The organism is Methylobacterium sp. 1030, from assembly GCF_040544715.1.
Lineage (GTDB): Bacteria > Pseudomonadota > Alphaproteobacteria > Rhizobiales > Beijerinckiaceae > Methylobacterium.
Window position 1 is genome coordinate 340073 of the sequence record NZ_JBEPKM010000002.1, and the last position, 25295, is coordinate 365367.

Here is a 25295-nt window from a genome sequence, read left to right on the forward strand (position 1 = left end):
CGGTGAGCCGCTAAATGCACAGTCCCACTTAATGAAAAGCCATGGGATAGCATAGATCAAGGGCGAGACTATCTTGCGTTGTGCGTCGCCCGCGTTCGCCCGCCGCTTGCCAGCCTGCGGTTGTAGGATTGCACCGCTGATCCACAGCCCACCGATCGACGCGGCGCGCGATGATGCGTGGGGAATCTGGGAAGGGCGTCGCGGCGCGGACTGATCAACTTGTCCGGCCGATGGTCGCCTCGATCCGGCCGAAGGGCTCGTCGGTCGGCAGGAAGACAACGCCCGGGTTGTCGAGGCCGAACGGTGTCAGGTCGATCGGCAGGTAGTGCTTGTTGGGCATGACGAAGCCGATCTCGGCCAGTTCCGGGACGGCGGCCAGGGCGGCCTCGCCCATCCGGTACATGCTGTCCTGGATCCCGCGGCTGTAGGTGGTGCCGAAGACGGTCAACAGCGTCGCGAGAATGCGAGCGTTGGTTCCGGCGTAATCGTGCGGCGCCGAGGCCCAGGTCCAGGTCGCGTCCATGCTGGTCGCGGCGATGCGGTCGGTCGTGTCGGGCAGGGTCCGGTACTGGTCCGCCACGAACCCCGTCCAGCCCGATTGCGTGGTCTTCATGAAGGTGTAGCCGCGCAATCCGGAGCGCAGGGTCGACCCAGTCCGGTCGGCGGTGAGCCCCACGTAGCCGGCGCCGTTCCCGTCGCGCGTGAAGGTGTGGCCGTGCGGCGCGTCGGCGATCGCGTGGCGGAGCCAGCGAACTTCCTCCGCTTCGATCGTGACGGTCTCGACCTGCGGGTAGGTCTCGAGCAGCACCCGCGCGACCGCGGCGACGAACCCCTCGGCGTCGAGCCCGAGATGCCGCGCCGCCGTCACGTTGACCATGTTCCGGATGCTGTCGGTGGCGATGGAGGCGCGGTTGTCACCCTCTGTCCAGGCCGCCTCGAAGCGCCCGGTCAACATGACCGACAGCGTCAGCTCGCGCGGCGTGTGGTGGTCGCCGTCGCGGGCGAGGCGCAGCACGCGAACCCGTTCCTTGCCGTACCGCGATGCCGTCAGGGCCATGGGGATCTCCGATCCGGACCGCCGCCGGCCATCTCACGCAAATCTGATTCATCCTAGGCCGACGTGCGTGGGGGCGCCAAGGTTCGAAGTTGCCGGCGCGGCTTGACCGGGGCCCGATTAGAACCGGCATAGTGTTGGGCCGGGCCGAACCGGCCTCGGACCGGCGAGCGGGCATGGACCTCAACACGATCGAGACCGTCGTCCGGCCACGGAGTCGGACCGAGCTTCCCGACTGGGCGGACGGCGATGCCTGCCTGGGAGGCGGGACGTGGCTGTTCTCCGAGCCGCAGGTCGGGATGCGGCGCCTCGTCGACCTCGCGGCGCTCGGTTGGCCACCGCACGCGGTCGACGCGGAGGGCCTGACCCTCGCGGCGACCTGCACCATCGCCCAGCTCGACCGGCTGGAACTGCCGCCGGGCTGGAACGCGGCGCCGCTGGTGGGCCAGTGCTGCCGCGCGCTGCTCGGCTCCTTCAAGATCTGGAACGTGGCCACGGTCGGCGGCAACGTCTGCCTCGCACTCCCGGCCGGGCCGATGATCGCCCTCGCGACGGCCCTCGACGCGACCTGCACGATCTGGTCCGCCGACGGGGCCGAGCGGGAGCTCCCGATCCTCGATTTCGTCCTCGCGCCGCAGCGGAACGCCCTGGCACCGGGCGAGATCCTGCGGAGCCTGTCGATGCCGGCCGCGGCGCTCGCGCGTCGCACGGCCTTCCGCCGCATCAGCCTCAGCCCGAACGGGCGCTCCGGCGCGCTGCTGATCGGGACGCGCGGCGCGGACGGCGCCTTCGCGCTCACGGTCACGGCCTCCGTCAAACGCCCGCTCCGCCTCGCCTTCGACGGTCTGCCGGATCCGGCCGCGCTGATGCGGGCGCTGGACGAGGCGATCCCGGACGCGCTCTACCACGACGATGTCCACGGGCGGCCTGACTGGCGCCGCCACATGACCCGGCACTTCGCCGAGGAGATCCGCGGGTCGCTCGACGCGGCGCCGTCGCCGGGAGCCGCGTCATGAAGCTCACGATCAACGGTGCCGCGCACGAGGGCGCGCCGAGAGCCGGGCAGTGCCTCCGGACCTATCTCCGCGAGGCCGGCTGGTTCGGCGTGAAGAAGGGCTGCGACGCCGGCGATTGCGGCGCCTGCACGGTCCATCTCGACGGCGAGCCCGTGCACAGCTGCCTGGTACCGGCCTTCCGCGCCGAGGGACGGAGCGTGACCACGATCGAGGGGCTGGCCGGTCCCTGCCGCGCCGACGCGGCCGAGCCGGCGGCGTTCCACCCGATGCAGGAAGCCTTCCTGGCGGCCCAGGGCTTCCAGTGCGGCTTCTGCACGCCCGGCATGATCATGACCGCGGCGAGCCTCGACCAGGGTCAGAAGCAGGATCTCGGCACCGCCCTCAAGGGCAATCTCTGCCGCTGCACCGGCTACCGCGCCGTGCGCGAGGCCATCGCCGGCAGCGCGCGCTCGGTCGAGAGCGGCGGCTGCGGCGATCCTGTGGGCCGCAACCTCGCGGCACCGGCCGCGCCGTTGGTCGTGTCCGGACGCGCCCGCTTCACGATGGACGCGCCGCTCGGCGACACGCTCCACCTCAAGGTGCTGCGCTCGCCCCACGCCCATGCCCGGATCGTCGCGATCGACGCGACGGCCGCCCGCGCCGTCCCGGGCGTCGTGGCCGTGCTGACCCACGCCGACGCGCCGACGCGCCGCTTCTCGACCGCCCGCCACGAGGATCCGCGCGACGACGCCTCCGACACGCGGGTCCTCGACCCGATCCTGCGATTCGTCGGGCAGCGCGTCGCCGCCGTGGTGGCGGAGACGGAAGCCGCCGCCGAGGCCGGCTGCCGCGCCCTGCAGGTGACCTACGAGGTGCGCCCGGCGCTCCTCGATCCGGAGCGCGCCCTCGATCCCGACGCAGCCCGCGTCCACGATCCCCGTGATTGCCCAGGCGAGGACGCACCGCCCCTGGAGAGCCATCCCAATCTCGCCGGCGAGGTGCACGGCGCGGTCGGCGACGTGGCGGCGGGCCTCGCCGGGGCCGATTTCGTCTACGCCGGGACGTTCCGGTCGCAGCGCGTCCAGCACGCCGCCATGGAGACCCACGGCTGCATCGGCTGGCACGCCGAGGACGGCCGCCTGACGCTGCGCACCAGCACCCAGGTGCCGTTCCTGACCCGGGACGCGCTGGCGGACCTGTTCGGGCTCGAGAAGGACGCGGTGCGCGTCGTCTGCGCGCGGGTCGGGGGCGGCTTCGGCGGAAAGCAGGAGATGCTGACCGAGGATCTCGTCGCCCTGGCGGTCCTGCACACCGGCCGGCCGGTGCGCTGGGAGCTGACCCGCCGGGAGCAGTTCGTCGGGACGACGACGCGCCACCCGATGCGGATGGACGTGAAAGTCGGCGCCCGCCGCGACGGCACCCTCACGGCGCTGAGCCTCGACGTCCTGTCCGACACCGGCGCCTACGGGAACCACGCGGGCGGCGTGATCCACCACGCCTGCCACGAGGTGCTGGCCGCCTATGTCTGCCCGAACAAGCAGGTGAGCGGCCGCGCCGTCTACACGCACACGGTGCCGGCGGGCGCCTTCCGCGGCTACGGGTTGAGCCAGACGATCTTCGCGCTGGAATCCGCGCTGGACGAGGTCGCCCGCGAACTCGGCCTGGACCCGTTCGCCCTGCGGCGGCGCAACGCCGTCAAGCCGGGCGACGCCATGGTGTCGAACAGCCTGGAACCGCACGACGTGATCTTCGGCAGCCACGGGCTCGACCAGTGCCTCACCCTGGTCGAGGAGGCGCTGCGGTCCGATCCGGGGCCCGAGCCGGAACCCGGCTGGCGCGCCGGGACCGGCATCGCGATGGCGATGATCGACACGATCCCGCCGCGCGGCCACCACGCCGACGCGCGGGTCAGCCTGGACGCCGACGGGCACTTCACCGTGCGCGTCGGGACGGCCGAGTTCGGCAACGGCACCAGCACGGTGCATCGGCAGATCGCGGCCTCGGCGCTCGGCGCCGCGCCGGAGCGTGTCCGCGTCGCGGGCGCGGACACGGATATCGTCGGGCACGACACCGGCGCCTACGGGAGCACCGGCACGGTGGTGGCGGGCCTGGCGACGCTGCGCGCCGCCGAGGCGCTCGCGCTCCGGATCCGCGCGCGGGCCGCCGAGATCGCGGGCGCGACCCCGGAATCCTGCCGCTTCGACGGGGAGCGGGTCGAGACGCCGGCCGGACCGGTCACGCTGGCGGCGGTCGGTCCCCTGGACGCGACCGGCCGGGCCGACGGCAGCCCGCGCTCGGTGGCGTTCAACGTCCACGCCTTCCGGGTGGCGGTCGACCCGGTGAGCGGCGCGGTGCGGATCCTCAGGAGCGTCCACGCAGCCGATGCCGGGCGGGTGATCAACCCGATGCAGTGCCGCGGTCAGGTCGAGGGCGGCATCGCGCAGGCGCTCGGCGCGGCGCTCTACGAGGACGTCCAAGTCGCCGCGGACGGAAGCCTCGTTACCCAGACGTTCCGCGACTACCACATCCCCGCCTGCGCCGACGTGCCCGACACCGAGGTCCTTTTCGCAGATACCCACGACAGCGTCGGCCCCCTCGGCGCCAAGTCGATGAGCGAGTCGCCGTTCAACCCGGTGGCGGCGGCGCTCGGCAACGCCATCCGGGACGCGACCGGGGCTCGCCTGACCGCGACCCCCTTCGCGCCGGACAGGATCTACCGGGCCGTGGCGGCCGGCCGGGCGGGGCTCGCGTGATGGATCGCGCGCGGGACGCGGTGCCGGCGGCGAGGCCCGGCCTCCTGGAACGCACCTTCCGCCTCGCCGAGCACGGCACCAGCGTACGCACGGAGGTGCTAGCGGGGCTGACCACCTTCCTGACGATGGCCTACATCGTCTTCATCAACCCGAGCATCCTCGGGGATGCCGGCATGCCCCGGGGCGCGGTTTTCGTGGCGACCTGCCTCGTGGCGGCGCTCGGCTCGATGATCATGGCGCTCTGGGCCAATTACCCGATCGCCCTCGCGCCCGGCATGGGGCTCAACGCCTACTTCACCTACGTGGTGGTCCAGCAGCTCGGCTTCAGCTGGCAGGCCGCCCTCGGCGCGGTGTTCATCTCGGGCGTGTGCTTCCTGATCGTCACGCTGACAGGCCTGCGCGCGCTGATCGTCGAGGGGATCCCGCGCTCCATGCGGATCGCCATCACGGTCGGGATCGGCCTGTTCCTGGCGATCATCGCGCTCAAGAACGCCGGCCTCGTCGCGGCGAGCCCGGCGACCTTCGTCACCCTCGGCGACCTGCACAAGCCCGAAGCGATCCTGGCGGTGCTGGGCTTCCTGATGGTGGCCGTCCTCTCCGCCCGGAAGGTGCGGGCGGCGCTGCTGTCGAGCATCCTCACCGTCACGGCGCTGAGCTTCGTCTTCGCGGGCAACACCTTCCAGGGAATCGTCTCCCTGCCGCCGTCGATCGCCCCGACCCTGTTCGCCCTCGACATCCCGGGTGCCCTCTCGGCGGGCCTGCTCCACGTCATCCTGGTCCTGTTCCTGGTGGAGCTGTTCGACGCCACGGGCACGCTGATGGGCGTGGCGAGCCGGGCCGGACTCCTGACCGACGGGAAGATGCGCCGCCTCGACCGGGCGCTGATGGCCGATTCCGTCTCAGTCTTCGCGGGCTCGCTCCTCGGCACGTCGAGCACGACGGCGTACCTGGAGAGCGCTTCCGGCGTCGAGGAGGGCGGCCGCACCGGGCTCACGGCAGCCACCGTGGCGGTGCTGTTCCTCGCCTGCCTCTTCTTCGCGCCGCTCGCGGGCGCGGTGCCCGCCTACGCCACGGCGCCGGCGCTGTTCTACGTCGCCTGCCTGATGCTGCGCGAGCTGGTCGAGCTCGACTGGGACGATATCACCGAGGTCGTGCCGGCCTGCGTCACGGCCCTGCTGATGCCGTTCACCTACTCGATCGCCACCGGCGTCTCCTGCGGGTTCATCACCTACGCGGCGCTGAAGCTGCTGGCGGGCCGCGCCCGGGAGGTGAAGCCGATCGTCTGGGTGATCGCGGCGGTCTTCCTGTTCAAGTTCGTCGAGACCGGCGGCGCGCACTGACGGCCGCGCGGCGCCCTTACCGGCCCGTCGCGGCCGCGTAGAGCGCCGCCGCGTCCCGCGCGGCGCGCATCGCCGCGGCGGCCCCGGGGTCGCGCAGGCGCCGCGCCACGCAGGCCAGCGCGTTCAGCGTCTCGCCCTCGGCGACGGCCGGGAGCAGCAGCAGGACGACGAGGTCCACCGGCCGATCGTCGACCGCGTCGAAATCGATCGGGTCGCGGAGCCGGGCCAGGATCCCGTAGGGGCGCGCGATGCCCTCGAGCCGCGCGTGCGGCAGGGCGATGCCGTCGCCGACCCCGGTCGAACCCAGGGATTCGCGCCGGATCAGCGCGGGGAGGATCGTCTCCGCGGCGAGGCCGAGGACGCCGGCGGCGCGGCGCGCCAGCTCCTCGAGCAGCGCCCCCTTGCCGGCGGCGCGCAGGCCGACGAGCGCGTCGGAGGGCGCGAGGATCCGGTCCACACTCATCGCGCGGGATCGCGGGCGCTGGGACACATCGGGTCGTCCTCGGGATCAGTGGGCGGTCGCGCCGCCGGCGCCGCGGTGCGGCGGGGCCGGCTCGTCGTCGGGCGCGCGCAGGCGGTAGCCGACACCGGTCTCGGTCAGCAAGATCCGCGGGCGCTCGGGATCCGCCTCCAGCTTCTGGCGGAGCTGGCGCACGTAGACGCGCAGGTATTGCGGATCGGACGAGGACGGCACGGAGCGCATCAGCTGCGCGTGGGTGAGCACCTTGCCGGCATGCAGGACCAGGACGCGCAGGAAATCGTACTCGCGCGGCGTCAGCTTCACCTCGGCCTCGTCGACCTTCACGATCCGGCGGACCAGATCGACTGACAGGGTGTCGACGCGGAAGATCGGCCGCTCGCCCCGCGCGGCGAGCTGGTGGCGCATGGCGGCCCGCAGGCGCGCCAGCAGCTCCGCCATGCCGAACGGCTTGGTCACGTAGTCGTTGGCGCCGAGATCGAGCGCCTCGACCTTGCCGCTCTCGTCGTCGCGGCTCGAAAGCACGACGACCGGGAGGTCGGGATGGCTCGATCGAACCGACCGCAGCAGGTCGTGGCCGCGCATGTCGGGCAGGCCGAGATCGAGGATCACGAGATCGACGCCCTCCCGGCCGAGCAGCGCCAGGGCGGTCCGGGCATCGGGCGCCTCCAGGATTGCGTAGCCCTGCGTGGCCAAGCCCATGCGCAGGAGCTTGCGGATCGGCGGCTCGTCGTCGACGACCAGGATCGTGGGGCTCATGCGGCGATGTCCCTGGGCGCGCTCCGGGCCGGAACCGGCAGGCTGACGGTGAAGCAGGCGCCGCCGCGGTCGGGGCGGTTCTCGGCCGTGACGGTGCCGCCCATCGCCTCGACGAAGCCCCGGGAGATGGCGAGGCCCAGCCCCGTGCCGGCCCGGACACGGTCGCCCTTCCGGACGCGGTAGAACTTGTCGAAGACCCGCTCCATATCCGCCTCGGGCAGGCCGTCGCCCTCGTCCAGCACGGCGATCCGGACCCGGTCGTCCGCGCGGCGCGCCCGGACCGTCACGGTCGAGCCCTCGGGCGCGTACTTGGCGGCGTTGTCGAGGAGGTTGACCAGGACCTGCTCGAACAGGACCGGGTCGAGCGCCAGCGGCGGCAGGTCGGCCTCGACCTCCACGGCGACGCGGTGGTCGGCGAGGATCTTCTGGGTGCGGCGCAGGGCGGTGTCGACGGTCTCGGCCACGTCCTGCGCGGAGAGGTTCGGCGCCACCGCGCCGGCCTCCAGCCGGGTCATGTCGAGGAGGTTGGCGATGAAGCGGTTGAGCCGCTCCGATTCCTCGATGATCGTCGCCAGCAACTCCGCCTTGGCGTCCGCGGGCAGCGCCGCCTCGAGGTCGCGCAGCGTGCTGGCCGCGCCCAGGACCGAGGCGAGCGGCGTGCGCAGGTCGTGGCTGATCGAGGTGAGCAGCGCCTGGCGCAGGCGGTCGGTCTCGGCCGCGCGCTCGGCCCGGTCGAGATCCTCCACGAGCCGGACCCGCTCGATCGCGAGGGCGCCCATGTCGGCAAGGGCGTCGAGGAGGCGGCGGCCCTCAGGCGACAGGATCGGCCCGGTGCCGTCGGAATCGAGGCCGATCACCCCGATCGTCCCGCGCCCGGTCCGCATCGGCAGGAACAGGCGCTTGGCGCCCGGCAGCGTGTCGGCGCCCCGGCCCGCGGGCCGGTCGTTGTCGAAGGCCCACTGCGCGGCCGCGAGATCGGCCTCGTCCAACATGTCCTCGGGCGGGTAGCCCGCCCGCACCGTGACGGCCTGGCCGTCCGGCAGCAGGAGGACGACGCGCACCTTCAGCATCGCGGCGACCTGGGCGCAGGTGGCCCAGAGCACGTCGTCGAGGGTGCCGCAGGCGGCGAGCTTCCGCGAGAAGCCGAACAGCCGTTCCGTGGCCCGCGCCCGGCCCTGGCTGACCACCGCGACGCGACGCGCGCGGGAGGCGAGGTTCGAGACCAAGACGGCCACCAGGGTGAAGAGCAGGAAGGCCGCGACGTTGGTCGGATCGGCGATGGTGAGCGTGTAGACCGGCGGCAGGAAGAAAAAGTTGTAGGCGAGCGAGCCCGCCACCACCGAGACGAGGGACGGCCCGAGGCCCCAGCGCACCGCCACGGCCACGACCGCGGTCAGCAGGAACAGGTCGGCGTTCTCGACGCCCGCGTAGGGTTCCGCGACGATGGCCGCGCCGAGGCCCGCGGCGATCGCCGCCAGCGCGATCGCGTAGGGCCGCGCGTCGCGCCCCGGGCGCGGCGCGGTCACCGCCACGGCGCGGCGCGCCGGCTTCTCGTCCGGGACGGCCTCGCCGGGGACGACGTGCACGCTGATGGCGCCGCTGTGCCGCACGAGGTCGTACACCACCGAGCCGTTGACCAGCTCGAAGAGCCACGAGCGGTTCGCCTTGCCGACGACGATGTGGTTCACGTTGGCCGAGCGCGCGTAGTCGAGCACGTCGTCGGCGATCCGGCGCCCGCCCGGCAGGGTGACGGCGTCGCCGCCGAGGCGGTCGGCGAGCCGCAGGGCCTCGGCGATGCGGTCGCGCTCGGCCTCGCTCAGGGCCGCCGCCCGCGCGCCCTCGATGGAGAGCGCCGTCCAGGGGGCGTGCAGGCGGTCGGCCAGACGCTTGGCGTGGCGCACGAGGCCGGCGGAGCGGGGATCCTCGTTCACGCAGACCAGCACGCGCTCGCCCGCCGCCCAGGGACCGGCGATCGCGTTGGCCCGCATGTGACCGAGCAGCTCGTCGTCGACCCGGTCGGCGGTGCGCCGGAGCGCCAGCTCGCGGAGCGCCGTGAGGTTGCCGCGCGAGAAGTAGTGCTTGAGCGCGCGCTCGGCGTGCGTCGGAACGTAGACCTTGCCGTCCTTCAGGCGCTGGATCAGGTCGTCGGGGTTGAGGTCCACGACCTCGATGTCGTCCGCCCGGTCGAGGACGCCGTCCGGCACCGTCTCGCGCACCCGGATGCGGGTGATCGACGCCACCACGTCGTTGAGGCTCTCGACGTGCTGGATGTTGAGCGTCGTCAGGACGTCGATGCCGGCATCGAGCAGCTCCTCGACATCCTGGTAGCGCTTCGGGTGGCGCGAGCCCGGGGCGTTGGTGTGGGCGAGCTCGTCGACCAAGGCGAGGGCCGGCCGGCGCGCCAGCAGGGCGTCGAGGTCCATCTCCTGCAGGACGGTGCCGTGATACGGAACGGAACGGCGGGGGATCGTCTCGAACCCGTCGAGCAGGGCCTCGGTCTCGGCGCGGCCGTGCGTCTCGACGACGCCGACCACGACGTCGAGGCCTGCCTTCAGCCGCGCCCGCCCGACGGTCAGCATCTCGTAGGTCTTGCCGACCCCGGGTGCGGCGCCGAGGAACACCTTCAGTCGGCCACGCGTCCGCTCCTCCCGGCGCGCCGCTTCGAGCAGGGCGTCGGGGGAGGGGCGGGTCGGGTCGCGGCCGGTCTCGGGCATGATCGCCATCTTAGCAAAACGCCGCGGCCAGCGCGGAATCGTCGCGTCATTGCGAGCGGAGCGAAGCAACCCAGAGCAGCGGGACGCCGGTGGACGTGGCGCGGCTGGATTGCTTCGCTTCGCTCGCAAAGACGAAGCGGGATCCGCAGCGCAGCTTCGGGGTCCCCCCTGCTGTCGGGCGCGCCTCAGCGACGGGCGAGAGCGTCGACCGCGAGGTTCAGCGCCAGCACGTTGACGCGCGGCTCACCCAGGAGGCCGAGGGTGCGCGCCTCGATGCGGGACGACACCAGCGCGCGCAGCTTGTCCGCCGGGATCTTGCGGGCCCTGGCGACGCGGGGAACCTGGAAGTAGGCGGCCTCGGGCGAGATTTCCGGGTCGAGGCCCGAGCCGCTGGTCGTGACGAGGTCGACCGGAACGGGCGCATCCGGGTTCTCGGCCCTGAGCGCGTCGAGATCGGCCTTCACCCGCTCGGCCAGGGCGGCGCTGGTCGGCCCGAGATTCGAGCCCGAGGAGTTCGCCGCGTTGTAGGGCGCCGGCACCGTCTTCGAGACGTCGGACGGGTCCGGCGCCGTCGTCGCCGAGGGCCGGCCGTGGAAGTAGCCGGCACCCGTGAAGTTCTGGCCGATCAGGCTGGAGCCGACGACCGTGCCGTCGCGCGCGATCAGGCTGCCGGCGGCCTTCGCGGGGAAGATGGCGCTGGCGAGGCCCGTCATCGCGAGGGGGTAGGCGAGGCCCGTGATCGCCGTCAGGGCGGTGAGCAGGACCAGGGCGGGGCGAAGCTGGTTGAGCATGGCAGGTCTCCGGGGACCGGTTCAGGCGAGGTGGAGGGCGCTGACGGCGAGGTCGATGGCCTTGATGCCGACGAAGGGCACCAGGACGCCGCCGAGGCCGTAGATCAGGAGGTTGCGGCGCAGCAGCGCGGCCGCGCCGACGGCCCGGTAGGTAACGCCGCGCAGGGCCAGCGGAATCAGCGCCACGATGATCAGGGCGTTGAAGATGATCGCCGACAGGATCGCGCTCTGCGGCGAGGCCAGGCCCATGACGTTCAGCGCCTGGAGCTGCGGGTAGAGCGTGAGGAACATCGCCGGGATGATGGCGAAGTACTTGGCCACGTCGTTGGCGATCGAGAAGGTCGTCAGCGCGCCGCGGGTCATCAGCAGCTGCTTGCCGATGCCGACGATCTCGATGAGCTTGGTCGGGTCGCTGTCGAGGTCGACCATGTTGCCGGCCTCGCGGGCCGCGACGGTGCCGGTATTCATGGCGACGCCGACATCGGCCTGGGCCAGCGCCGGGGCGTCGTTGGTGCCGTCACCGCACATGGCGACGAGCTTGCCGTCCGCCTGCTCCTTGCGGATCAGCGCGAGCTTGTCCTCCGGGGTGGCCTGGGCGAGGAAGTCGTCGACGCCGGCCTCGGCGGCGATCGCCGCCGCGGTCATCGGGTTGTCGCCGGTGATCATCACCGTGCGGATGCCCATCTGGCGCAGCTCGGCGAAGCGCTCGCGGATGCCGCCCTTCACGATGTCCTTGAGGTAGACCACGCCCAGCAGGCGGCCGTCCCTGGCGACGGCGAGCGGCGTACCGCCGGCCTTGGCGATCTCCTCCGCGATGGCGCGGATCTCGGTCACGACGCCGGTCTCGGCCTCGGGGCGGACGGCCAGGGCGACGTTGGAGTCGCGCGAGGCGATGGGCTGGCCCGAGACCGAGGCGATGACGGCATCGACGGCGCCCTTGCGGATCGACGTGCCCTGCAGATCCACCCCCGACATCCGCGACTGCGCGGTGAACGGCACGAAGGTGGCGTTCAGGCTCGCCATGTCGCGGGCGCGGATGCCGTATTTCTCCTTGGCCAGGACCACGATGGAGCGGCCCTCCGGCGTCTCGTCGGCGAGCGAGGCGAGCTGCGCCGCGTCGGCGAGATCCTGCGCGCTGACGCCGCGGACGGGGCGGAACTCGGTCGCCTGACGGTTGCCGAGGGTGATCGTGCCGGTCTTGTCGAGGAGCAGCGTGTCGACGTCGCCCGCCGCCTCCACGGCGCGGCCCGACATGGCGAGCACGTTGAAGCGGACCAGCCGGTCCATGCCGGCGATGCCGATCGCCGAGAGCAGCGCGCCGATCGTCGTCGGGATCAGCGTGACGAAGAGGGCGACCAGCACGATCACGGGGATGGACCCGCCCGCGTAGCTCGCGAAGCTCGGGATCGAGGCCACCGCGAAGACGAACACGATGGTGAGGCCGGCGAGCAGGATGTTCAGGGCGATCTCGTTCGGCGTCTTCTGCCGCGAGGCGCCCTCCACGAGGGCGATCATCCGGTCGACGAAGGTCGAGCCGGCCGCGGCGGTGATGCGGACCTTGATCTCGTCCGAGAGGACCTGCGTGCCGCCGGTTACCGCCGAGCGGTCGCCGCCGGATTCGCGGATCACCGGGGCGGATTCGCCCGTGATGGCCGCCTCGTTCACGGAGGCGACCCCCTCGATCACCTCGCCGTCGGAGGGGATCAGGTCGCCGGCCTCGACCAGGACGACGTCGCCGACCCTGAGCGTGGTGCCCGGCACCGTCTCGAAGGCCCGGCCCTGGCCGGTCAGGCGCTTGGCGGTCATCTCGGTGCGGGTGCGCCGCAGGCTGTCGGCCTGGGCCTTGCCGCGGCCCTCAGCGAGGGCCTCGGCGAAGTTGGCGAAGATCAGGGTGAACCACAGCCAGAGGATGATCTGGCCCGAGAAGAGCAGGTCGCTGCCGCCGGTGACGAGGTCGCGGACGAACAGCACGGTGGTGAGGAGCGCCACGACCTCGACCACGAACATGACCGGGTTTCGGATCATGGCCCGCGGATCGAGTTTTCGTAGCGAGCCGAGGAGGGCCGGCCCGATCAGGGCGGCGCTGAACAGGGATGACGTCTGACGCGACATGGGAGATGTCCGGAAGGGAGATTGAAGTGAGGCTGCCGTCCTTGCGAGCGCAGCGAAGCAGCCCAGGGCCGCGCTTCGCTGCGCGCGCGATCACGGTTGCGGAGGCTCAGCCCCCGGCGCCGAGGGTGAGCGCGTAGGCGGCCAGCAGGGCGAAGCCGCCGAGCATCACGACGCCGAGGAGCGCCAGGATGAGGTCGGAGGTCCGCAGGGGCTGAGCGCCGCCGCGGTCGTGCCGCAGTGGAGAGCGGTGCAGCGCGAGGTGGTGGCGCGGGACGCGCCGGGCGGGGAAAGCGCGCGGCATCTCAGCCCCCTGTCGCGAAGGTCTGGCCGGCCGCGCCCGCGAAGTGCTCCACGATCGGGCCGAGCGCGAGCGACGGGAAGAAGGTCAGGCCGCCCATGATGAGCACGACGCCGACCAGCAGCCCGACGAACAGGCCGCCGTGGGTCGGGAACGTGCCCGCGGAGGCCGGGACCGTCTTCTTGGCCGCCAGCGAGCCCGCGATGGCGAGCACCGGGATCTTCACGAAGAACCGGCCGACCAGCATGCCGACAGCGAGCGTGCTGTTGTAGAACAGCGTGTTGGCCGTCAGCCCGCCGAAGGCCGAGCCGTTGTTGGCCGCCGCCGACGTGTAGGCGTAGAGGATCTCCGAGAAGCCGTGCGGGCCGGCATTGGCCGGGCCGGCGAGGCCCGCCGGCACCACTGTCGCCAGGGCGGTGAAGCCCAGCATCATCAGCGGCAGGCAGAGGATGCCGAGCATGGCCATCTTCACCTCCTTCGCCTCGATCTTCTTGCCGAGGTATTCGGGGGTGCGGCCGACCATCAGGCCCGCCACGAAGATCGCCACGATGACGAAGATCAGCATGCCGTAGAGGCCGGCGCCGACGCCGCCGATGATGACCTCGCCGAGCTGCATGTTGAGCAGCGGGATCAGGCCGCCGAGCGCCGTGAACGAGTCGTGCATCGCGTTCACCGCGCCGCAGGAGGCCGCGGTGGTGATCACCGCGAACAGCGCCGAGGCGCTGATCCCGAAGCGGACCTCCTTGCCCTCCATGTTGCCGCCGGTGAGCCCGAAGCTGCTGAGCACCGAGCTGCCGTTGGCCTCGGCCCAGTAGGTGACGGCGACGCCGGCCAGGAACAGGATTCCCATGGCGCCGAGGATCGCCCAACCCTGACGCTCGTCACCGACCATGCGGCCGAAGACGTTGGTCAGCGCGGCGCCGATCGCGAAGATCGAGACCATCTGGACGAAGTTCGACAGGGCGGTGGGGTTCTCGAAGGGGTGCGCGGCGTTGGCGTTGAAGAAGCCGCCGCCGTTGGTGCCGAGCATCTTGATCGCCACCTGGCTCGCGACCGGGCCCAGCGCGATGGTCTGCTTGGCGCCCTCCAGCGTCGTGGCGTCCGCGTAGGCGCTGAGCGTCTGCGGCATGCCCTGCCAGACCAGGAACAGCGTGTAGGGGATGCAGATCGGCAGCAGCACGTAGAGGGTCGCGCGGGTCACATCGACCCAGAACGAGCCGATCGTGCCGCTGGAGGCGCGGGCGAACCCGCGGATCAGCGCCACCGCGACCGCGATGCCGGTCGCCGCCGACAGGAAGTTCTGGTGCGTCAGGCCCAGCATCTGGGACAGGTACGACAGCGTGGTCTCGCCGCCGTAGGACTGCCAGTTGGTGTTGGTGATGAAGCTGGTCGACGTGTTGAACGCGAGATCCGGCGCCACCGCGCTCTGATCGGCCGGGTTCAGCGGCAGTACCGCCTGCAGGCGCAGGATCGCGTAGAGCACCGCGAAGCCCAGCACGTGGAACAGGATGACCGCGCCCGTATAGGCCAGCCAGTGCTGCTCCTGGCGGTCATCGATGCCGGACACGCGGTAGAGCCCGCGCTCGATCGGTCCGAGAACGGGCGAGAGGAGGGTGCGCTCTCCGGTGAAGACGCGGGTCATGTACGACCCGAGGGGCTTCACGAGCGCCAGAACGATCGCGCCGTACAGCGCGATCTGGATCCAGCCGTTGAGGGTCATGGGGGGAGATCCGTCAGGGCCGCTCAGAACCGCTCGGGGCGGACGAGGGCGTAGGTGAGGTAGACGAGGAGGCCGGCGGTCACGCAGGCGCCGAGGGCGAGATCGAGGGTCATGGCGGCCTCTCTCAGAGCCGGTCGCAGGCGGCCGCGTAGCCGGCCGCCGCGGCGAAGAAGGCGAAGCCCCCTGCGAGGAAGACGATGTCGAGCATGGTGGTCTGGTCCGGTTCGGCGGACCGGCCGCGGAGGCTCCGCGGCCGGCCTTGGCCGACCAGCAGTGTCGCCGGGAACCGCGTTAGGGTTCGAGCGAGGACCGGGCGGGAGTTTATAAGGGCCGCGTTAGGATCCGGCGTCCCCGCCGAAGCTGGCCCGGAGGCCCGCGCAGGCGGCCGGCACGGTCAGCCACGCCGCGCCCGGGCAGAGACGGCGCCACCGGGCGCGATCGAGCCGGATCACCCCCGCCTCGCGGCCGAGGATGCCGCCGTAGGCGAGGCCGCAGACGCGGCAGCGGCCCGCAAGCGGCTGGATGGATAACCCCGGGGGTGCCGTGCCGGACGGCGACGCGGCTCCGGCGCTCACTGGACTCGCAGGGGTTCGAAGACGTTCAGCGCGAGCAGCGCGAGGGACACGGCGGACCACCCGCCGAGCGCGACGACCATCAGCGCGAAGACGCGGTCGGCCCTGCACTCGGCGAGGATGTAACGGACGATCGGCATGCGGAGGCTCCATCCGGGCTGATGCCCGATGGCGCGACCACGTCGGCATCGGCCGTGAGGGACCAAGACGCGCGCGGGGCGTCCGGCATAGGGATGTCATCAGGATGGGGGGCCGGCGCGCCCGTCAGCCCGAGAAAGCGCGGATCGAGCGCGTGCAGGACGCGGGGCGGTGAGACGTGGGCGCCGGATCCCGGGTCGGCCCGACCCACCGAGGCCGGGACGGGCTCGGGCGCACGGAGGGGATCTGGTTGCACGACGCAGCCCCTCCGGGAGCGTCCGGTCCGCGGCCGGGCGACGCCCTAGACCGTCGCGGCCTCGGGCTGCTCGGTCGAGTTGAACACGACCTCGCCGGTCCGCTCGCAGACCACGGTGACAGAGGTCGCCCCGTTCTCGCGCTGCTGCAGGGGGAGCTGCGCGAGCGCGTAGGCCGTCGCCGCCTCGAGGTCGCACGGCCACAGCTTGGTGAAGCTCTCGCGTTTTCCGCGGCGAAAAGTGATCTTGTAAGCCATCGTTTCCTCCGTTTTCACGGAAGATACACCTTCTCGGCGTGCCGCCACGCCGCGCCGAGACATGGCACCGATGCGTTCCGGACGGGATTGGAAGCGAGAAGCCGGCAGACGGGCGACGAACCGGGCGACGAACGGCGAGCCCGTGACTGGGGCGGGACAGCGATTCCCGTACAGCTTGATCCGCAAAATAGACCATGCGACGGTGCCGAATAATGAATTGCGCGCCCGCGGGCATCGCGCAGATCAGGCTTGGCAGGGCAAGGCGTCACCACTGGCGCGTCGGTGTCGGAGTGGTTCGAGGTATGTCCCACGCGCCGGCCGGATCACCCAGCGAGACAGGTCGGGCCGCCGACGCCGGCCCTAGCCGGAGCGCCGGGCCTCTCGATGAGGCCGGGGTCGCCAAGCAGAAGCTCGTCGAGGCGATCGAGAGCAGCTCGGAGGGCTTCGCGCTGTTCGACCCGGACGATCGCCTCGTCCTGTGCAACGGGCACTTCCAGGATTTCCATCCCGGCCTGTCGGCCATCATCGTGCCCGGCGTGACCTTCGAAGCCATCGCCAACGCCGTCGCGGAGTCCTGCGTTGTACGGCCGGACGGGATGAGCGTCGAGGCCTGGGTCGCCGAGCGCATCGCCCATTACCGCGCGCCGCGCGGTCCGCTTCTGCAGCAGCGCGTCGACGGCCGCTGGGTCCAGGTCAACGAGCGCAAGACCAACGACGGCGGCGTCGTCGCGGTCTACACCGACGTGACCGAGATCAAGCGCGCCGAGCAGGTGCTCCAGGCGACGCAGGGGCGGCTGACCTACCTGCTCACCGCGTCCCCGTCGATGATCTGCAGCTTCGAGGTGGGGGGCCGCAACGCGCCGACCTTCATCAGCGAGAACGTGCGCGATCTCCTCGGCTACGAGCCGGGCGACTACCTGTCGGGGCCGGAATTCTGGCTGGAGCGGCTCCATCCCGACGACCGCGACCGCGTTCTCGCCGAGTTCCCGAATCTGCTCGCGGACGGGCACAACGTCATCGAGTACCGGTTCCGGCACGCGAACGGCACCTATCGCTGGGTCCGGGACGAGCAGCGCCTCCTGCGGGACGCGACGGGCCAGCCCGTCGAGGTGGTCGAGTCCTGGAGCGACATCACCGAGCGCAAGGAGGCCGAGCTGGCGCTGCAGAAGCAGACCGCCTTCGTCGAGCTGCTCCAGGCCGCCGCCGCGGCCGCCAACGAGGCCCCGACGGTCGAGGACGCCCTGCGCTTCTGCCTCGAGCGCGTCGCGCAGCACGCCGGCTGGCCCGTCGGTCACGCCCATATCCTGGCCCGGGACGGGACGCGGACGCTGCTCCCGACCGGCATCTGGCACTGCGACCCCGGCGCGGATGTCGCGCGATTCCAGGCTGCCACGGCCGCCACGTCGCTGGCCGCCGGATCGGGCCTGGCCGGCCGCGTTCTGGTCTCGGGCGCGCCGGAATGGAGCGTCGGGGACCCGTCGATGGCCGCGGACCCGCGCGCGCCGGCGGCGGTCGAGCACGGCATCCGGGCGGGGTTCGCCTTTCCGGTGACGGTCGGGCGCGACGTCGTCGCGGTACTGGAGTTCTTCGCCCGTGACGCGTCCCCGCCGGACGCCTCGTTGCTCCGGGTCATGAGCAATATCGGCGCGCAGCTCGGCCGCGTGATCGAGCGCAAGCAGGCCGAGGAGAGCCTGCGTCAGGCGAAGGAGGCGGCCGAGGAGGCGAGCCGCGCCAAGAGCAGCTTCCTCGCCAACATGAGCCACGAATTGCGGACCCCGCTCAACGCGATCATCGGCTTCACCCGGCTGGTGATGCGGCGGGCGAAGGATGTCCTGCCGGTCAAGCAGTTCGAGAATCTCGAGAAGATCCTGGCGAGTTCCGAGCACCTGCTCTCGCTGATCAACAGCATCCTCGACCTCGCCAAGGTCGAGGCGGGGCGCATGGAGGTGAAACCCTCGGACTTCGCCCTGGAGCCGGTCCTCGACCTGTGCCTCCGCACCGTCGAGCCCCTCGTCAAGAACGAGGGCGTGCGCCTCGTCCGGGACGTCCGGGACCCGCCCCCGATGCTGCGCACGGACGAGGAGAAGCTACGTCAGATCCTGATCAACCTGCTCAGCAACGCCATCAAGTTTACCGAGGCCGGATCGGTCACGCTCCGCGTCCGCTCGGTCGATGAGGGCATCGAGTTCGCCGTGATGGATACCGGCATCGGCATCCCGGCGGGCGCCCTGAGCGCGATCTTCGAGGAGTTCCATCAGGTCGACAACAGCGCGACCCGGTCCCACAGCGGCACCGGGCTCGGGCTCGCGATCAGCCACCGGCTCGCGCGCCTGCTCGGCGGCCGGATCGGCGTCGAGAGCCGCGAGGGCGAGGGCTCGACCTTCACGCTCACCATCCCGCCGCGGATCGCCGGCGGCGCCGAGGTGCCGCCGCCCCCGAAGCCGGCACCCGCCGCCGTCACCGCGCCGCGCTCGGGCGCCAAGGTCGTGCTGGCGATCGACGACGATCCCAACGTCGTCTACCTGCTGAAGGAGAACCTCGCCGATGCCGGCTACACGGTCGTCGGGGCGGCGAGCGGCCAGGAAGGGCTGGTCAAGGCCCGGGAGCTGCAGCCGCGGGCCATCACCCTCGACATCATGATGCCCGGCACCGACGGCTGGCAGGTCCTGCACGCGCTGAAGACCGATCCGCTGACCCGGGACATCCCGGTCGTCTTGATCTCCATCGTCGACCAGAAGGAGCTCGGCTTCCGGCTCGGCGCGACCGACTACATCGTGAAGCCGTTCGAGCGGGAGGCCCTGATCGGCGCCCTTGCTCGGATCGCCCCCGACAACGAGCGCGTCCTCGTGATCGACGACGATCCCAACGTGCCCGACCTCGTGCGCCAGCTCCTCGACTCGGAGCACTGCACCGTCGACTGGGTGGCCGACGGGGCGGCCGGACTGGAGCGCATCGCGCAGGCCCGCCCGAGCGTCATCCTCCTCGACCTGCTCATGCCGCGGATGGACGGCCTCGCCTTCCTGGATGCCCTGCAGGCGGATCCCTCCGCCCGGTCGATCCCCGTCGTGGTCCTGACCGCCGCGTCCCTCGACTCCGCCGAGCGCGGCATGCTCCGCGAGCGCGTGCTCGGACTGATCGACAAGGGCGGACTCGATCGCGCCGCCCTGGTCCGGGAGGTCCGCCGCGTGCTGCCGGTCCTGGAGACCGAGACCGCCGACGGTGACCGATGAGGTCGGACACGACCCGTTCCTGGCGGCCCGCGACGCCCGGGACCGGCCCATGAAGCGGATTCTCATCGTCGAGGACGTCGCGCTCAACCGCGATCTGCTGACCCAGTTGCTCGAGGACGAGTACGAGATCCTGATCGCCGTCGACGGGGCCGCCGGCGTGGACATGGCGATCGCGCACCGGCCGGATCTCATCCTCATGGACCTGTCGCTGCCGCTCGTCGACGGCTGGGAGGCGACGCGCCGCATCAAGGCCGACGCGACGACCGCCGCCATCCCCGTGATGGCGATCACCGCCAACGCGATGACCGGCGACGAGGACCGCGCGCGGGCCGCCGGCTGCGACGACTTCATGACCAAGCCCGTCGACGAGGACCTGCTCTTCGCGAAGCTGCAGCACTGGCTCGGCTGAGCGCGGCCGTCTCACGCCAGGAAGGGAGGACCCGTGGAGCCAGCCCGCATCCTGATCGTCGACGATGAGCCCTTCAACCTCGACCTGCTGGAGCAGGAGCTAGAGCTCCTCGGCCACGCCAGCGTGCGGGCGGCGAACGGGCGGGCGGCCCTCGATCGGCTGAGCGAGGAGCCGTTCGACCTCGTGCTCCTCGACGTGATGATGCCGGCCCTGGACGGCTACGCCGTGCTCGAGCGGATGAAGGCCCACGAGGCGTGGCGCCACACGCCCGTCGTGATGATCTCCGCCCTCATGGAGATCGGCAGCATCGTCCGGTGCATCGAGCTCGGCGCCTTCGACTACCTGCCGAAGCCCTTCGAGCCCGTGATCCTGGAGGCGCGCATCCGGTCCTGCCTGGAGCGGAAGCGGGCGCACGACCGCGAGGTCGCGCATCTGCGGACCATCGAGCGCGAGCGCAAGCGCGCCGACGAACTCCTGCACGCCATCCTGCCGGTCTCGGCCGTGGCGGAGCTGATGGAGACCGGGCAGGTCAAGCCGCGGCTGTTCGGCGACGTCGGCGTCCTGTTCATCGACCTCGTCGGCTTCACCACGTGGTGCCACGATCAGAGCCCGGACGTCGTCGTCGCGGAGATCCAGCGACTCGCGGAGGCCTTCGAGGTGGTCGCGCAGGCGCGCGGCCTGGAGAACATCAAGACGATCGGCGACGCCTTCATGGCCACGGCCAACCTGCTGCGGCCGCACGACGACCCGGTCTCCGCCGCCATCCGCTGCGCCGCCGACATGGTGGCGATCGCGGCCGAGGGCGAGCCGGGCTGGCGGATCCGCGGCGGCATCCATATCGGGCCGGTCGTCGGCGGCATCGTCGGCCGGACGAAGTTCACCTTCGACCTGTGGGGCGACACCGTGAACGTCGCCGCCCGGCTCGCGGGCCTCGGCGACGGGTGCGCGCTGCACCTGTCGCGCGAGGCCTTCGCGCGCCTGCCGGACCCGCGCGACGTCCGGCCGATCGGCCCGGTGACGCTGAAGGGCAAGGGCGCGGTCGACGTGTACTGCCACGCCCTCGCGGCCGGCGACGCGACCCCGGCCTGAGACGCCCGCGGCGGCCGCGGAGCGTTCCGGATTGCGCAGCAAGAAGCGGGATGCGGCGCGCCGGGACGGAGCTTAGGGCCCCGTCCCGGAGGTGCACCATGACCCGTTATCGCTGCGTTCCGATCCCGACGGAGACCGCCGATCGCTTCCGTACCACCGGCCTTGACGACCGGGACAACCCGGTTCGTCGGGTCGTCGCGACGGCGGATGGCGGCTTTCCCTGCCGACACTGCCTGCAGCTCGGCCGGCCCGGCGAGACCATGCTGCTCGGATCCTACGATCTGCCCGAGCCGCGCGGGATCTACTGGACACCCAGTCCGATCTTCCTGCATGCGGACGAGTGTAAGCGCGCCGAGGCGGCCGACGGCCTCGCGCCGATCGTCCGCGCGAACACGCTGGTCTCGGTCCGTGCCTACGACGCGGACCATCTCTGCCTCTACGATCTCGGGCAGGTCTGTCCCGGGAGCGAGGCCGAGGTTCCGCTCCGCCGCGCCCTCGACGATCCGCGCACCCGCTTCGTCAACATCCACACGGCGCGGCCCGGGTGCCTCCTGTCCCGCGTAGAGCGCGTCGCCGATTGAGCGCGAGCCACCGAGCCGCCCAACGGGCCTTTGCGGGGTCGGTCAGGCCGCGACGTGGATATGCTCCTGCGCGTTGATGAAGGCCGCTACGCCAGCGGCCGGGATCGGCCTGCTCAGCAGGTAGCCCTGGACCTCCGAGAACCCGCTCGCCCGCAGCCGGGCCAGCTGCTCCGGGGTCTCGACGCCCTCGGCCGTCGTCGTGATCTTCAGGCTGCGGCCGAGTTCAGCGACGACGTGGACGATCGCTGCCGCCTCGTCCTTCTCCAGGAGGTTCCGGACGAAGGACTGGTCCAGCTTGATCTTGTCGAATCGGAAGGTGTTCAGGGAGGAGAGAGACGAGTAACCGGTCCCGAAATCGTCCATCGAGAACCGCACGCCTAAGGAGCGCAGGCGGCTCAGCATCTCGAAGCTCGCCTGATCCTGGCTCAGGATCACCGACTCGGTGATCTCCAGCTCGAGACGGTGGCTCGGCAGCTCGGTCTTCAGCAGGACCTCCTCGACGAAACGGTCGAGATTGCCTTCGCGGAACTGGATCGGCGAGATGTTGACGGCGACCCGCAGGGAGCCGGGCCACGTCATGGCATCGGCGCAGGCCCGTTCGAGCACGTAGGCGCCGAGGGCGTCGATCAGCCCCGTCGCCTCGGCGACCGGGATGAACTCGCCGGGCGAGATCATCCCGCTTTCCGGGTGGTGCCACCGCGCGAGGGCCTCGAAGCTCGTCACCGCGTTCGTCGCCAGGTCGAACAGCGGCTGATAGTGCAGCTCGATCTGCGCGGTGCCGATCGCCAGCCGCAGCTCGCGTTCCAGCCAGCGCCGCTGGTTCTGACGCTCCTCCATCTCCTGCTCGAAGACGCGGACGCGCCGACCGCCGTCGGCCTTCGCGGCGTAGAGGGCGACGTCGGCGCGGCGCAGGAGATCGTCGCCGTCGGCATCCTCCGTGCCGGAGACGGCGATACCGAGACTCCCGTCGACGGACACGAACTGGCCGGCGAGGAAGAATGGCCGCCTGAGCTGGATCAGGATCTGCTCCGCCAGGGCGAGGACGCCGTCCGGCAGGTCTGCCTCGAAGAGGACCATCGCGAACTCGTCGCCGCCGAGGCGCGCCACCGTGCCGCCGGACGGGCACAGTCCGGTGAGGCGGCGGCCGACCTGTCGGAGGAGCTCGTCGCCGGCCGGATGTCCGAGGGTGTCGTTGATGCCCTTGAAGTCGTCGAGGTCGAGACAGATGACGGTCACCGCCCGGCCGCCGACCGCATGGTCCGCGAAGGCGGCGGCCAGACGGTCGGCCAGGAGCGCTCGATTCGAGAGGCCGGTCAGCGCGTCGTGGGTCGCGAGATGCGCGATCCGCGCCTGCGCGGTGACGCTCGCGGTGACGTCCTCGTGGGTCTCCACCCAGCCGCCATCGGCCATCGGCTCGACCGTGATCTCGATGCAGCGGCCGTCGGCCAGCGTCCGGGTGAGGGTCCGGCGGATCGGCCCGCTCTCCGCGGCCGACCAGTCCGTGAGACCAGCGAGCCGGTGAACCTCATCCTGTGTCGGGTCGAGATCCAGCACGCCCGGAGCGATCCCGTAGATCCGGCAGAACTGGGAATTGTAGACCTTGAGCCGGCCGTGGACGCCGAACATGCACAGGCCCTGGGACATGTTGTTCAGGGCGGCGTCGAAGCGCTCGTTCTGCTCCTGCAGCTGCCGCTCGCGCTCCGTCAGGACCGTGTTCTGCCGGAACACGTCGTCGCGCAGCTGATCGCGCTCCGAGAGGGAATGCTCGAGCACGACGACGGCCCGCGCGATATCGCCGACCTCGTCGGCACGGTCGATATCGGGCACGCTGACGTGCCAGTTGCCGCGCGCGACCTCGGAGACGGTCTGGGTGATGCGCACCAGGGGACGGGTGATCCGACTCGACAGGAAGAGCATGACGACGGCGACGAGGCACAGCGTGAGACCGGCGACGACGCTGAGCGTCCGCAGCAGCGCGCGCGAGCTCTCCTCGCCGATGCCCACGACCTTGCCGGTGAGTTGCTGCAACTCCCGCAGCGGCGCCGCAACGCAGAGGCGTATGTCGGGCGGCTGCGGGATGCAGCGCGCGACCTTCTCGGCGCCGAGCACGGCGTGCAGCTCAGCGCCCGACGCGGGTCCGAGCTGGGCGTTGGAGACCTCCGAGCCCGCCGAGGAGAGGAGGTTCTGGTCGGCGAGGATCAGGACGTCGCGGTTGCTCAGGGACGCGAAGGCCGTCAGGGTCGGCTCGTGCGCGCGCAGGACCCGGTACCCGACGAGGCCGCCGATCACCTCGCCGAAATCGTCGAACAGCGGCTCGCCGAAGATGTCGGCGACCGTGCCGCTCTCGGTGGCGGCGAGCGCCCGCGCGAGCGCGTCGTCCCAGCGCAGCGACAGCGCGAATCCCTCCGCGTGCTCCCGATCGTTGCGGGCGAGCACGGCCCGCAGGGACGCCGCGACGGGCGACGTCCGGAACGCCGCGTTGGCGGCGAGGAGGTCCGCCTCGACGCGGTCGGCGGTCAGCGCGCGGAGATTGAGGTCGAAGGCGATGGCTCCGTCGAGGTCGGCGAGGGCCAGAGCAGGCCGGAGCAGCTCCGAGGCCGCCACCGTGTTGCCGGAGAACACCGCCTTGGCGACGTCCCAGCGCTTGGCCATGGTGGCGAAGCGCCGCTCGACGTCCTCGCGCTGCATCTGGAGCCGGGCGGCGGCGAGCTTGGCGTCGCTGAGCAGTCGGTCGGAGAGCTGGGCCTCGGACCAGGTCGACACCTCCTGCGCCTGCTCGCGGAGCGTCTGCCCGGAGCGCAGAACCACCAGGAAAACCAGGGCCGCCAGCGCGATCGCGGCCGTCGAGAGCGTGGCGCCGACGAGGCGCGCGCGCAGGGAACGCGAGAAGACGGTGCCCGTCACGGCCTGAGCGGGGCGCCGCCCCGCTCCGCCATGACCTGTCCCGCGCGGTCGGAGGTCGCGAAGGCGAGGAACGCCGACGCCGCGGCGTCGCGCGTGGCGGCCTTGTAGATCAGCGCGAGGGTCACGGCGCTCGGATAGGCCGGATCGCGCGGGGCCCGGCCGTCGATCGTCAGGACCGCGAGATCGCCTGCGAGCGCCGGCGAGTACGGTCCGAAGCCGATCGCGCCGGGCGTCTCCCGCACCGTGGCGATCGCGTCCTGGGTCGTGGTCGCCGTCTTCGAGCGGCTGGTCAGGACGAGGTCGCGCCAGCCCGGCATGGTGGCCCGCAGGACCGTGAGCGTGCTGTCCGTGTCCTCGCGCCGGACGACGCGGATCTTCAGATCGGGGCCGCCGAGGGCGCTCCAATTGTCGACCGTGCCGGCGAAGATCGCGGCGGTCTGCGCGCTGGTCAGGTTGGTGACGCCAACGCCCTGATGGACAAAGATCGCCGAGGGGATGCGGGCGAGCGGCACCTCCACGAGTCCCTGGGCCTTCTCGGCCTCGGTCAGCGGGCGCGCGACCCGTCCGAGCCTCTGGCGCTCGCCGCCCACGGCCGCGACGGCGCCGCCGGAACCGATGCTTGGCGGCACCGACACGCGCGCGTCGCCGCGCTCGGCATTGTAGGCGGCCGCCACGGCCTGGAGCATCTCGATCCCGTCGCCCGTGCCGACGACCGCGAGGTCGTCCGCGCGCGCGGCCGCCGGCAGGGCCAGGAGGATGATTCCACCCGCGATGATGCGCCGAAGAGACGTGAATAACAGTGCCATAACCCGAGAATGCGCCTCGAGTGCTTAACCCGAGGTCACCG

Annotated in this window: 20 protein-coding genes; 7 read left to right on the forward strand and 13 right to left on the reverse strand. The window is 71.6% G+C overall.

Features of this window, described 5'->3' with window-relative positions; all coding sequences use genetic code 11:
* Positions 1 to 214 precede the first annotated feature (214 nt).
* Positions 215 to 1057: a factor-independent urate hydroxylase gene (gene pucL, locus ABIC30_RS04000; protein ID WP_020091571.1), complete on the reverse strand. Its 843-nt coding sequence runs from the start codon at positions 1055 to 1057 to the stop codon at positions 215 to 217.
* A gap of 173 nt (positions 1058 to 1230) precedes the next feature.
* On the opposite strand from pucL, the gene ABIC30_RS04005 reads away from it, so the two are divergent.
* From ABIC30_RS04005 to ABIC30_RS04015, 3 genes are read left to right on the forward strand one after another with little or no spacing between them, the layout of a single operon-like run.
* Positions 1231 to 2070, forward strand: a complete 840-nt coding sequence (locus ABIC30_RS04005) for an FAD binding domain-containing protein (protein ID WP_020091572.1) — start codon at positions 1231 to 1233, stop codon at positions 2068 to 2070.
* On the forward strand, positions 2067 to 4802 hold the full coding sequence (locus ABIC30_RS04010; RefSeq protein WP_354454133.1) for a molybdopterin-dependent oxidoreductase: 2736 nt from the start codon (positions 2067 to 2069) through the stop codon (positions 4800 to 4802). The genes ABIC30_RS04005 and ABIC30_RS04010 overlap by 4 nt, the downstream gene beginning before the upstream one ends.
* A complete protein-coding gene (locus tag ABIC30_RS04015; protein WP_020091574.1) occupies positions 4802 to 6142 on the forward strand; it encodes an NCS2 family permease in 1341 nt (446 codons plus the stop codon). The genes ABIC30_RS04010 and ABIC30_RS04015 overlap by 1 nt, the downstream gene beginning before the upstream one ends.
* Before the next feature lie 16 nt (positions 6143 to 6158).
* Here ABIC30_RS04015 and ABIC30_RS04020 read toward each other — a convergent pair whose 3' ends face one another.
* From ABIC30_RS04020 to ABIC30_RS04065, 10 genes are all read right to left on the reverse strand, one after another.
* Complete coding sequence (locus tag ABIC30_RS04020) at positions 6159 to 6605, reverse strand: PTS sugar transporter subunit IIA (protein ID WP_020091575.1); 447 nt, start codon at positions 6603 to 6605, stop codon at positions 6159 to 6161.
* A gap of 45 nt (positions 6606 to 6650) precedes the next feature.
* Positions 6651 to 7379 (reverse strand): response regulator, encoded by a 729-nt coding sequence (locus ABIC30_RS04025; RefSeq protein ID WP_091924434.1) that lies wholly within the window; start codon positions 7377 to 7379, stop codon positions 6651 to 6653.
* The gene (locus ABIC30_RS04030; protein ID WP_354454136.1) at positions 7376 to 10093 is read right to left on the reverse strand and encodes an ATP-binding protein; all 2718 of its coding nucleotides are present in this window, start codon (positions 10091 to 10093) and stop codon (positions 7376 to 7378) included. Before ABIC30_RS04030 ends, ABIC30_RS04025 begins: the two co-directional genes overlap by 4 nt.
* Positions 10094 to 10278: 185 nt before the next feature.
* Positions 10279 to 10884: a K(+)-transporting ATPase subunit C gene (locus tag ABIC30_RS04035; protein WP_331327099.1), complete on the reverse strand. Its 606-nt coding sequence runs from the start codon at positions 10882 to 10884 to the stop codon at positions 10279 to 10281.
* A gap of 21 nt (positions 10885 to 10905) precedes the next feature.
* Positions 10906 to 12996, reverse strand: a complete 2091-nt coding sequence (gene kdpB / locus ABIC30_RS04040) for a potassium-transporting ATPase subunit KdpB (protein ID WP_020091579.1) — start codon at positions 12994 to 12996, stop codon at positions 10906 to 10908.
* A gap of 106 nt (positions 12997 to 13102) precedes the next feature.
* Entirely contained in the window at positions 13103 to 13297 is a 195-nt protein-coding gene (locus ABIC30_RS04045; protein ID WP_091677801.1) for a hypothetical protein, read from the reverse strand.
* Position 13298: 1 nt separating this feature from the next.
* Positions 13299 to 15014 (reverse strand): potassium-transporting ATPase subunit KdpA, encoded by a 1716-nt coding sequence (gene kdpA / locus ABIC30_RS04050; RefSeq protein WP_020091581.1) that lies wholly within the window; start codon positions 15012 to 15014, stop codon positions 13299 to 13301.
* A gap of 23 nt (positions 15015 to 15037) precedes the next feature.
* On the reverse strand, positions 15038 to 15127 hold the full coding sequence (locus ABIC30_RS04055) for a K(+)-transporting ATPase subunit F (protein WP_020091582.1): 90 nt from the start codon (positions 15125 to 15127) through the stop codon (positions 15038 to 15040).
* A gap of 458 nt (positions 15128 to 15585) precedes the next feature.
* Entirely contained in the window at positions 15586 to 15726 is a 141-nt protein-coding gene (locus ABIC30_RS04060) for a hypothetical protein (RefSeq protein WP_020091584.1), read from the reverse strand.
* Between the two features lie 299 nt (positions 15727 to 16025).
* Complete coding sequence (locus ABIC30_RS04065) at positions 16026 to 16235, reverse strand: hypothetical protein (protein WP_020091585.1); 210 nt, start codon at positions 16233 to 16235, stop codon at positions 16026 to 16028.
* A 302-nt stretch (positions 16236 to 16537) separates the two neighbouring features.
* Between ABIC30_RS04065 and ABIC30_RS04070 the strand changes: the two genes are divergently transcribed.
* The 4 genes from ABIC30_RS04070 (at position 16538) to ABIC30_RS04085 (ending at position 21544) form a co-directional block, all read left to right on the forward strand.
* The gene (locus tag ABIC30_RS04070) at positions 16538 to 19465 is read left to right on the forward strand and encodes a response regulator (protein WP_026604689.1); all 2928 of its coding nucleotides are present in this window, start codon (positions 16538 to 16540) and stop codon (positions 19463 to 19465) included.
* A gap of 49 nt (positions 19466 to 19514) precedes the next feature.
* A complete protein-coding gene (locus tag ABIC30_RS04075; RefSeq protein ID WP_026604690.1) occupies positions 19515 to 19874 on the forward strand; it encodes a response regulator in 360 nt (119 codons plus the stop codon).
* Between the two features lie 33 nt (positions 19875 to 19907).
* Positions 19908 to 20963, forward strand: a complete 1056-nt coding sequence (locus ABIC30_RS04080; RefSeq protein ID WP_020091587.1) for an adenylate/guanylate cyclase domain-containing protein — start codon at positions 19908 to 19910, stop codon at positions 20961 to 20963.
* A 98-nt stretch (positions 20964 to 21061) separates the two neighbouring features.
* The gene (locus ABIC30_RS04085) at positions 21062 to 21544 is read left to right on the forward strand and encodes a DUF1203 domain-containing protein (protein ID WP_020091588.1); all 483 of its coding nucleotides are present in this window, start codon (positions 21062 to 21064) and stop codon (positions 21542 to 21544) included.
* A gap of 42 nt (positions 21545 to 21586) precedes the next feature.
* On the opposite strand, the gene ABIC30_RS04090 is transcribed toward ABIC30_RS04085, so the two are convergent.
* Both ABIC30_RS04090 and ABIC30_RS04095 read right to left on the reverse strand, forming a co-directional pair.
* Positions 21587 to 24448: a putative bifunctional diguanylate cyclase/phosphodiesterase gene (locus tag ABIC30_RS04090; protein WP_354454141.1), complete on the reverse strand. Its 2862-nt coding sequence runs from the start codon at positions 24446 to 24448 to the stop codon at positions 21587 to 21589.
* Complete coding sequence (locus tag ABIC30_RS04095; RefSeq protein WP_354454143.1) at positions 24445 to 25254, reverse strand: PstS family phosphate ABC transporter substrate-binding protein; 810 nt, start codon at positions 25252 to 25254, stop codon at positions 24445 to 24447. Before ABIC30_RS04095 ends, ABIC30_RS04090 begins: the two co-directional genes overlap by 4 nt.
* Positions 25255 to 25295 lie beyond the last annotated feature (41 nt).

Coding starts and splice junctions, on each gene's coding strand:
- ABIC30_RS04065 (WP_020091585.1), bottom strand. CDS start 16,235: ATGGCTTACAAGATCACTTTTCGCCGCGGAAAACGCGAGAGCTTCACC.
- ABIC30_RS04055 (WP_020091582.1), bottom strand. CDS start 15,127: ATGACCCTCGATCTCGCCCTCGGCGCCTGCGTGACCGCCGGCCTCCTC.
- kdpB (WP_020091579.1), bottom strand. CDS start 12,996: ATGTCGCGTCAGACGTCATCCCTGTTCAGCGCCGCCCTGATCGGGCCG.
- ABIC30_RS04075 (WP_026604690.1), top strand. CDS start 19,515: ATGAAGCGGATTCTCATCGTCGAGGACGTCGCGCTCAACCGCGATCTG.
- ABIC30_RS04070 (WP_026604689.1), top strand. CDS start 16,538: ATGTCCCACGCGCCGGCCGGATCACCCAGCGAGACAGGTCGGGCCGCC.
- ABIC30_RS04020 (WP_020091575.1), bottom strand. CDS start 6,605: ATGAGTGTGGACCGGATCCTCGCGCCCTCCGACGCGCTCGTCGGCCTG.
- kdpA (WP_020091581.1), bottom strand. CDS start 15,014: ATGACCCTCAACGGCTGGATCCAGATCGCGCTGTACGGCGCGATCGTT.
- ABIC30_RS04060 (WP_020091584.1), bottom strand. CDS start 15,726: ATGCCGATCGTCCGTTACATCCTCGCCGAGTGCAGGGCCGACCGCGTC.
- ABIC30_RS04015 (WP_020091574.1), top strand. CDS start 4,802: ATGGATCGCGCGCGGGACGCGGTGCCGGCGGCGAGGCCCGGCCTCCTG.
- ABIC30_RS04095 (WP_354454143.1), bottom strand. CDS start 25,254: ATGGCACTGTTATTCACGTCTCTTCGGCGCATCATCGCGGGTGGAATC.
- ABIC30_RS04010 (WP_354454133.1), top strand. CDS start 2,067: ATGAAGCTCACGATCAACGGTGCCGCGCACGAGGGCGCGCCGAGAGCC.
- ABIC30_RS04030 (WP_354454136.1), bottom strand. CDS start 10,093: ATGCCCGAGACCGGCCGCGACCCGACCCGCCCCTCCCCCGACGCCCTG.
- ABIC30_RS04045 (WP_091677801.1), bottom strand. CDS start 13,297: ATGCCGCGCGCTTTCCCCGCCCGGCGCGTCCCGCGCCACCACCTCGCG.
- pucL (WP_020091571.1), bottom strand. CDS start 1,057: ATGGCCCTGACGGCATCGCGGTACGGCAAGGAACGGGTTCGCGTGCTG.
- ABIC30_RS04005 (WP_020091572.1), top strand. CDS start 1,231: ATGGACCTCAACACGATCGAGACCGTCGTCCGGCCACGGAGTCGGACC.
- ABIC30_RS04025 (WP_091924434.1), bottom strand. CDS start 7,379: ATGAGCCCCACGATCCTGGTCGTCGACGACGAGCCGCCGATCCGCAAG.
- ABIC30_RS04035 (WP_331327099.1), bottom strand. CDS start 10,884: ATGCTCAACCAGCTTCGCCCCGCCCTGGTCCTGCTCACCGCCCTGACG.
- ABIC30_RS04085 (WP_020091588.1), top strand. CDS start 21,062: ATGACCCGTTATCGCTGCGTTCCGATCCCGACGGAGACCGCCGATCGC.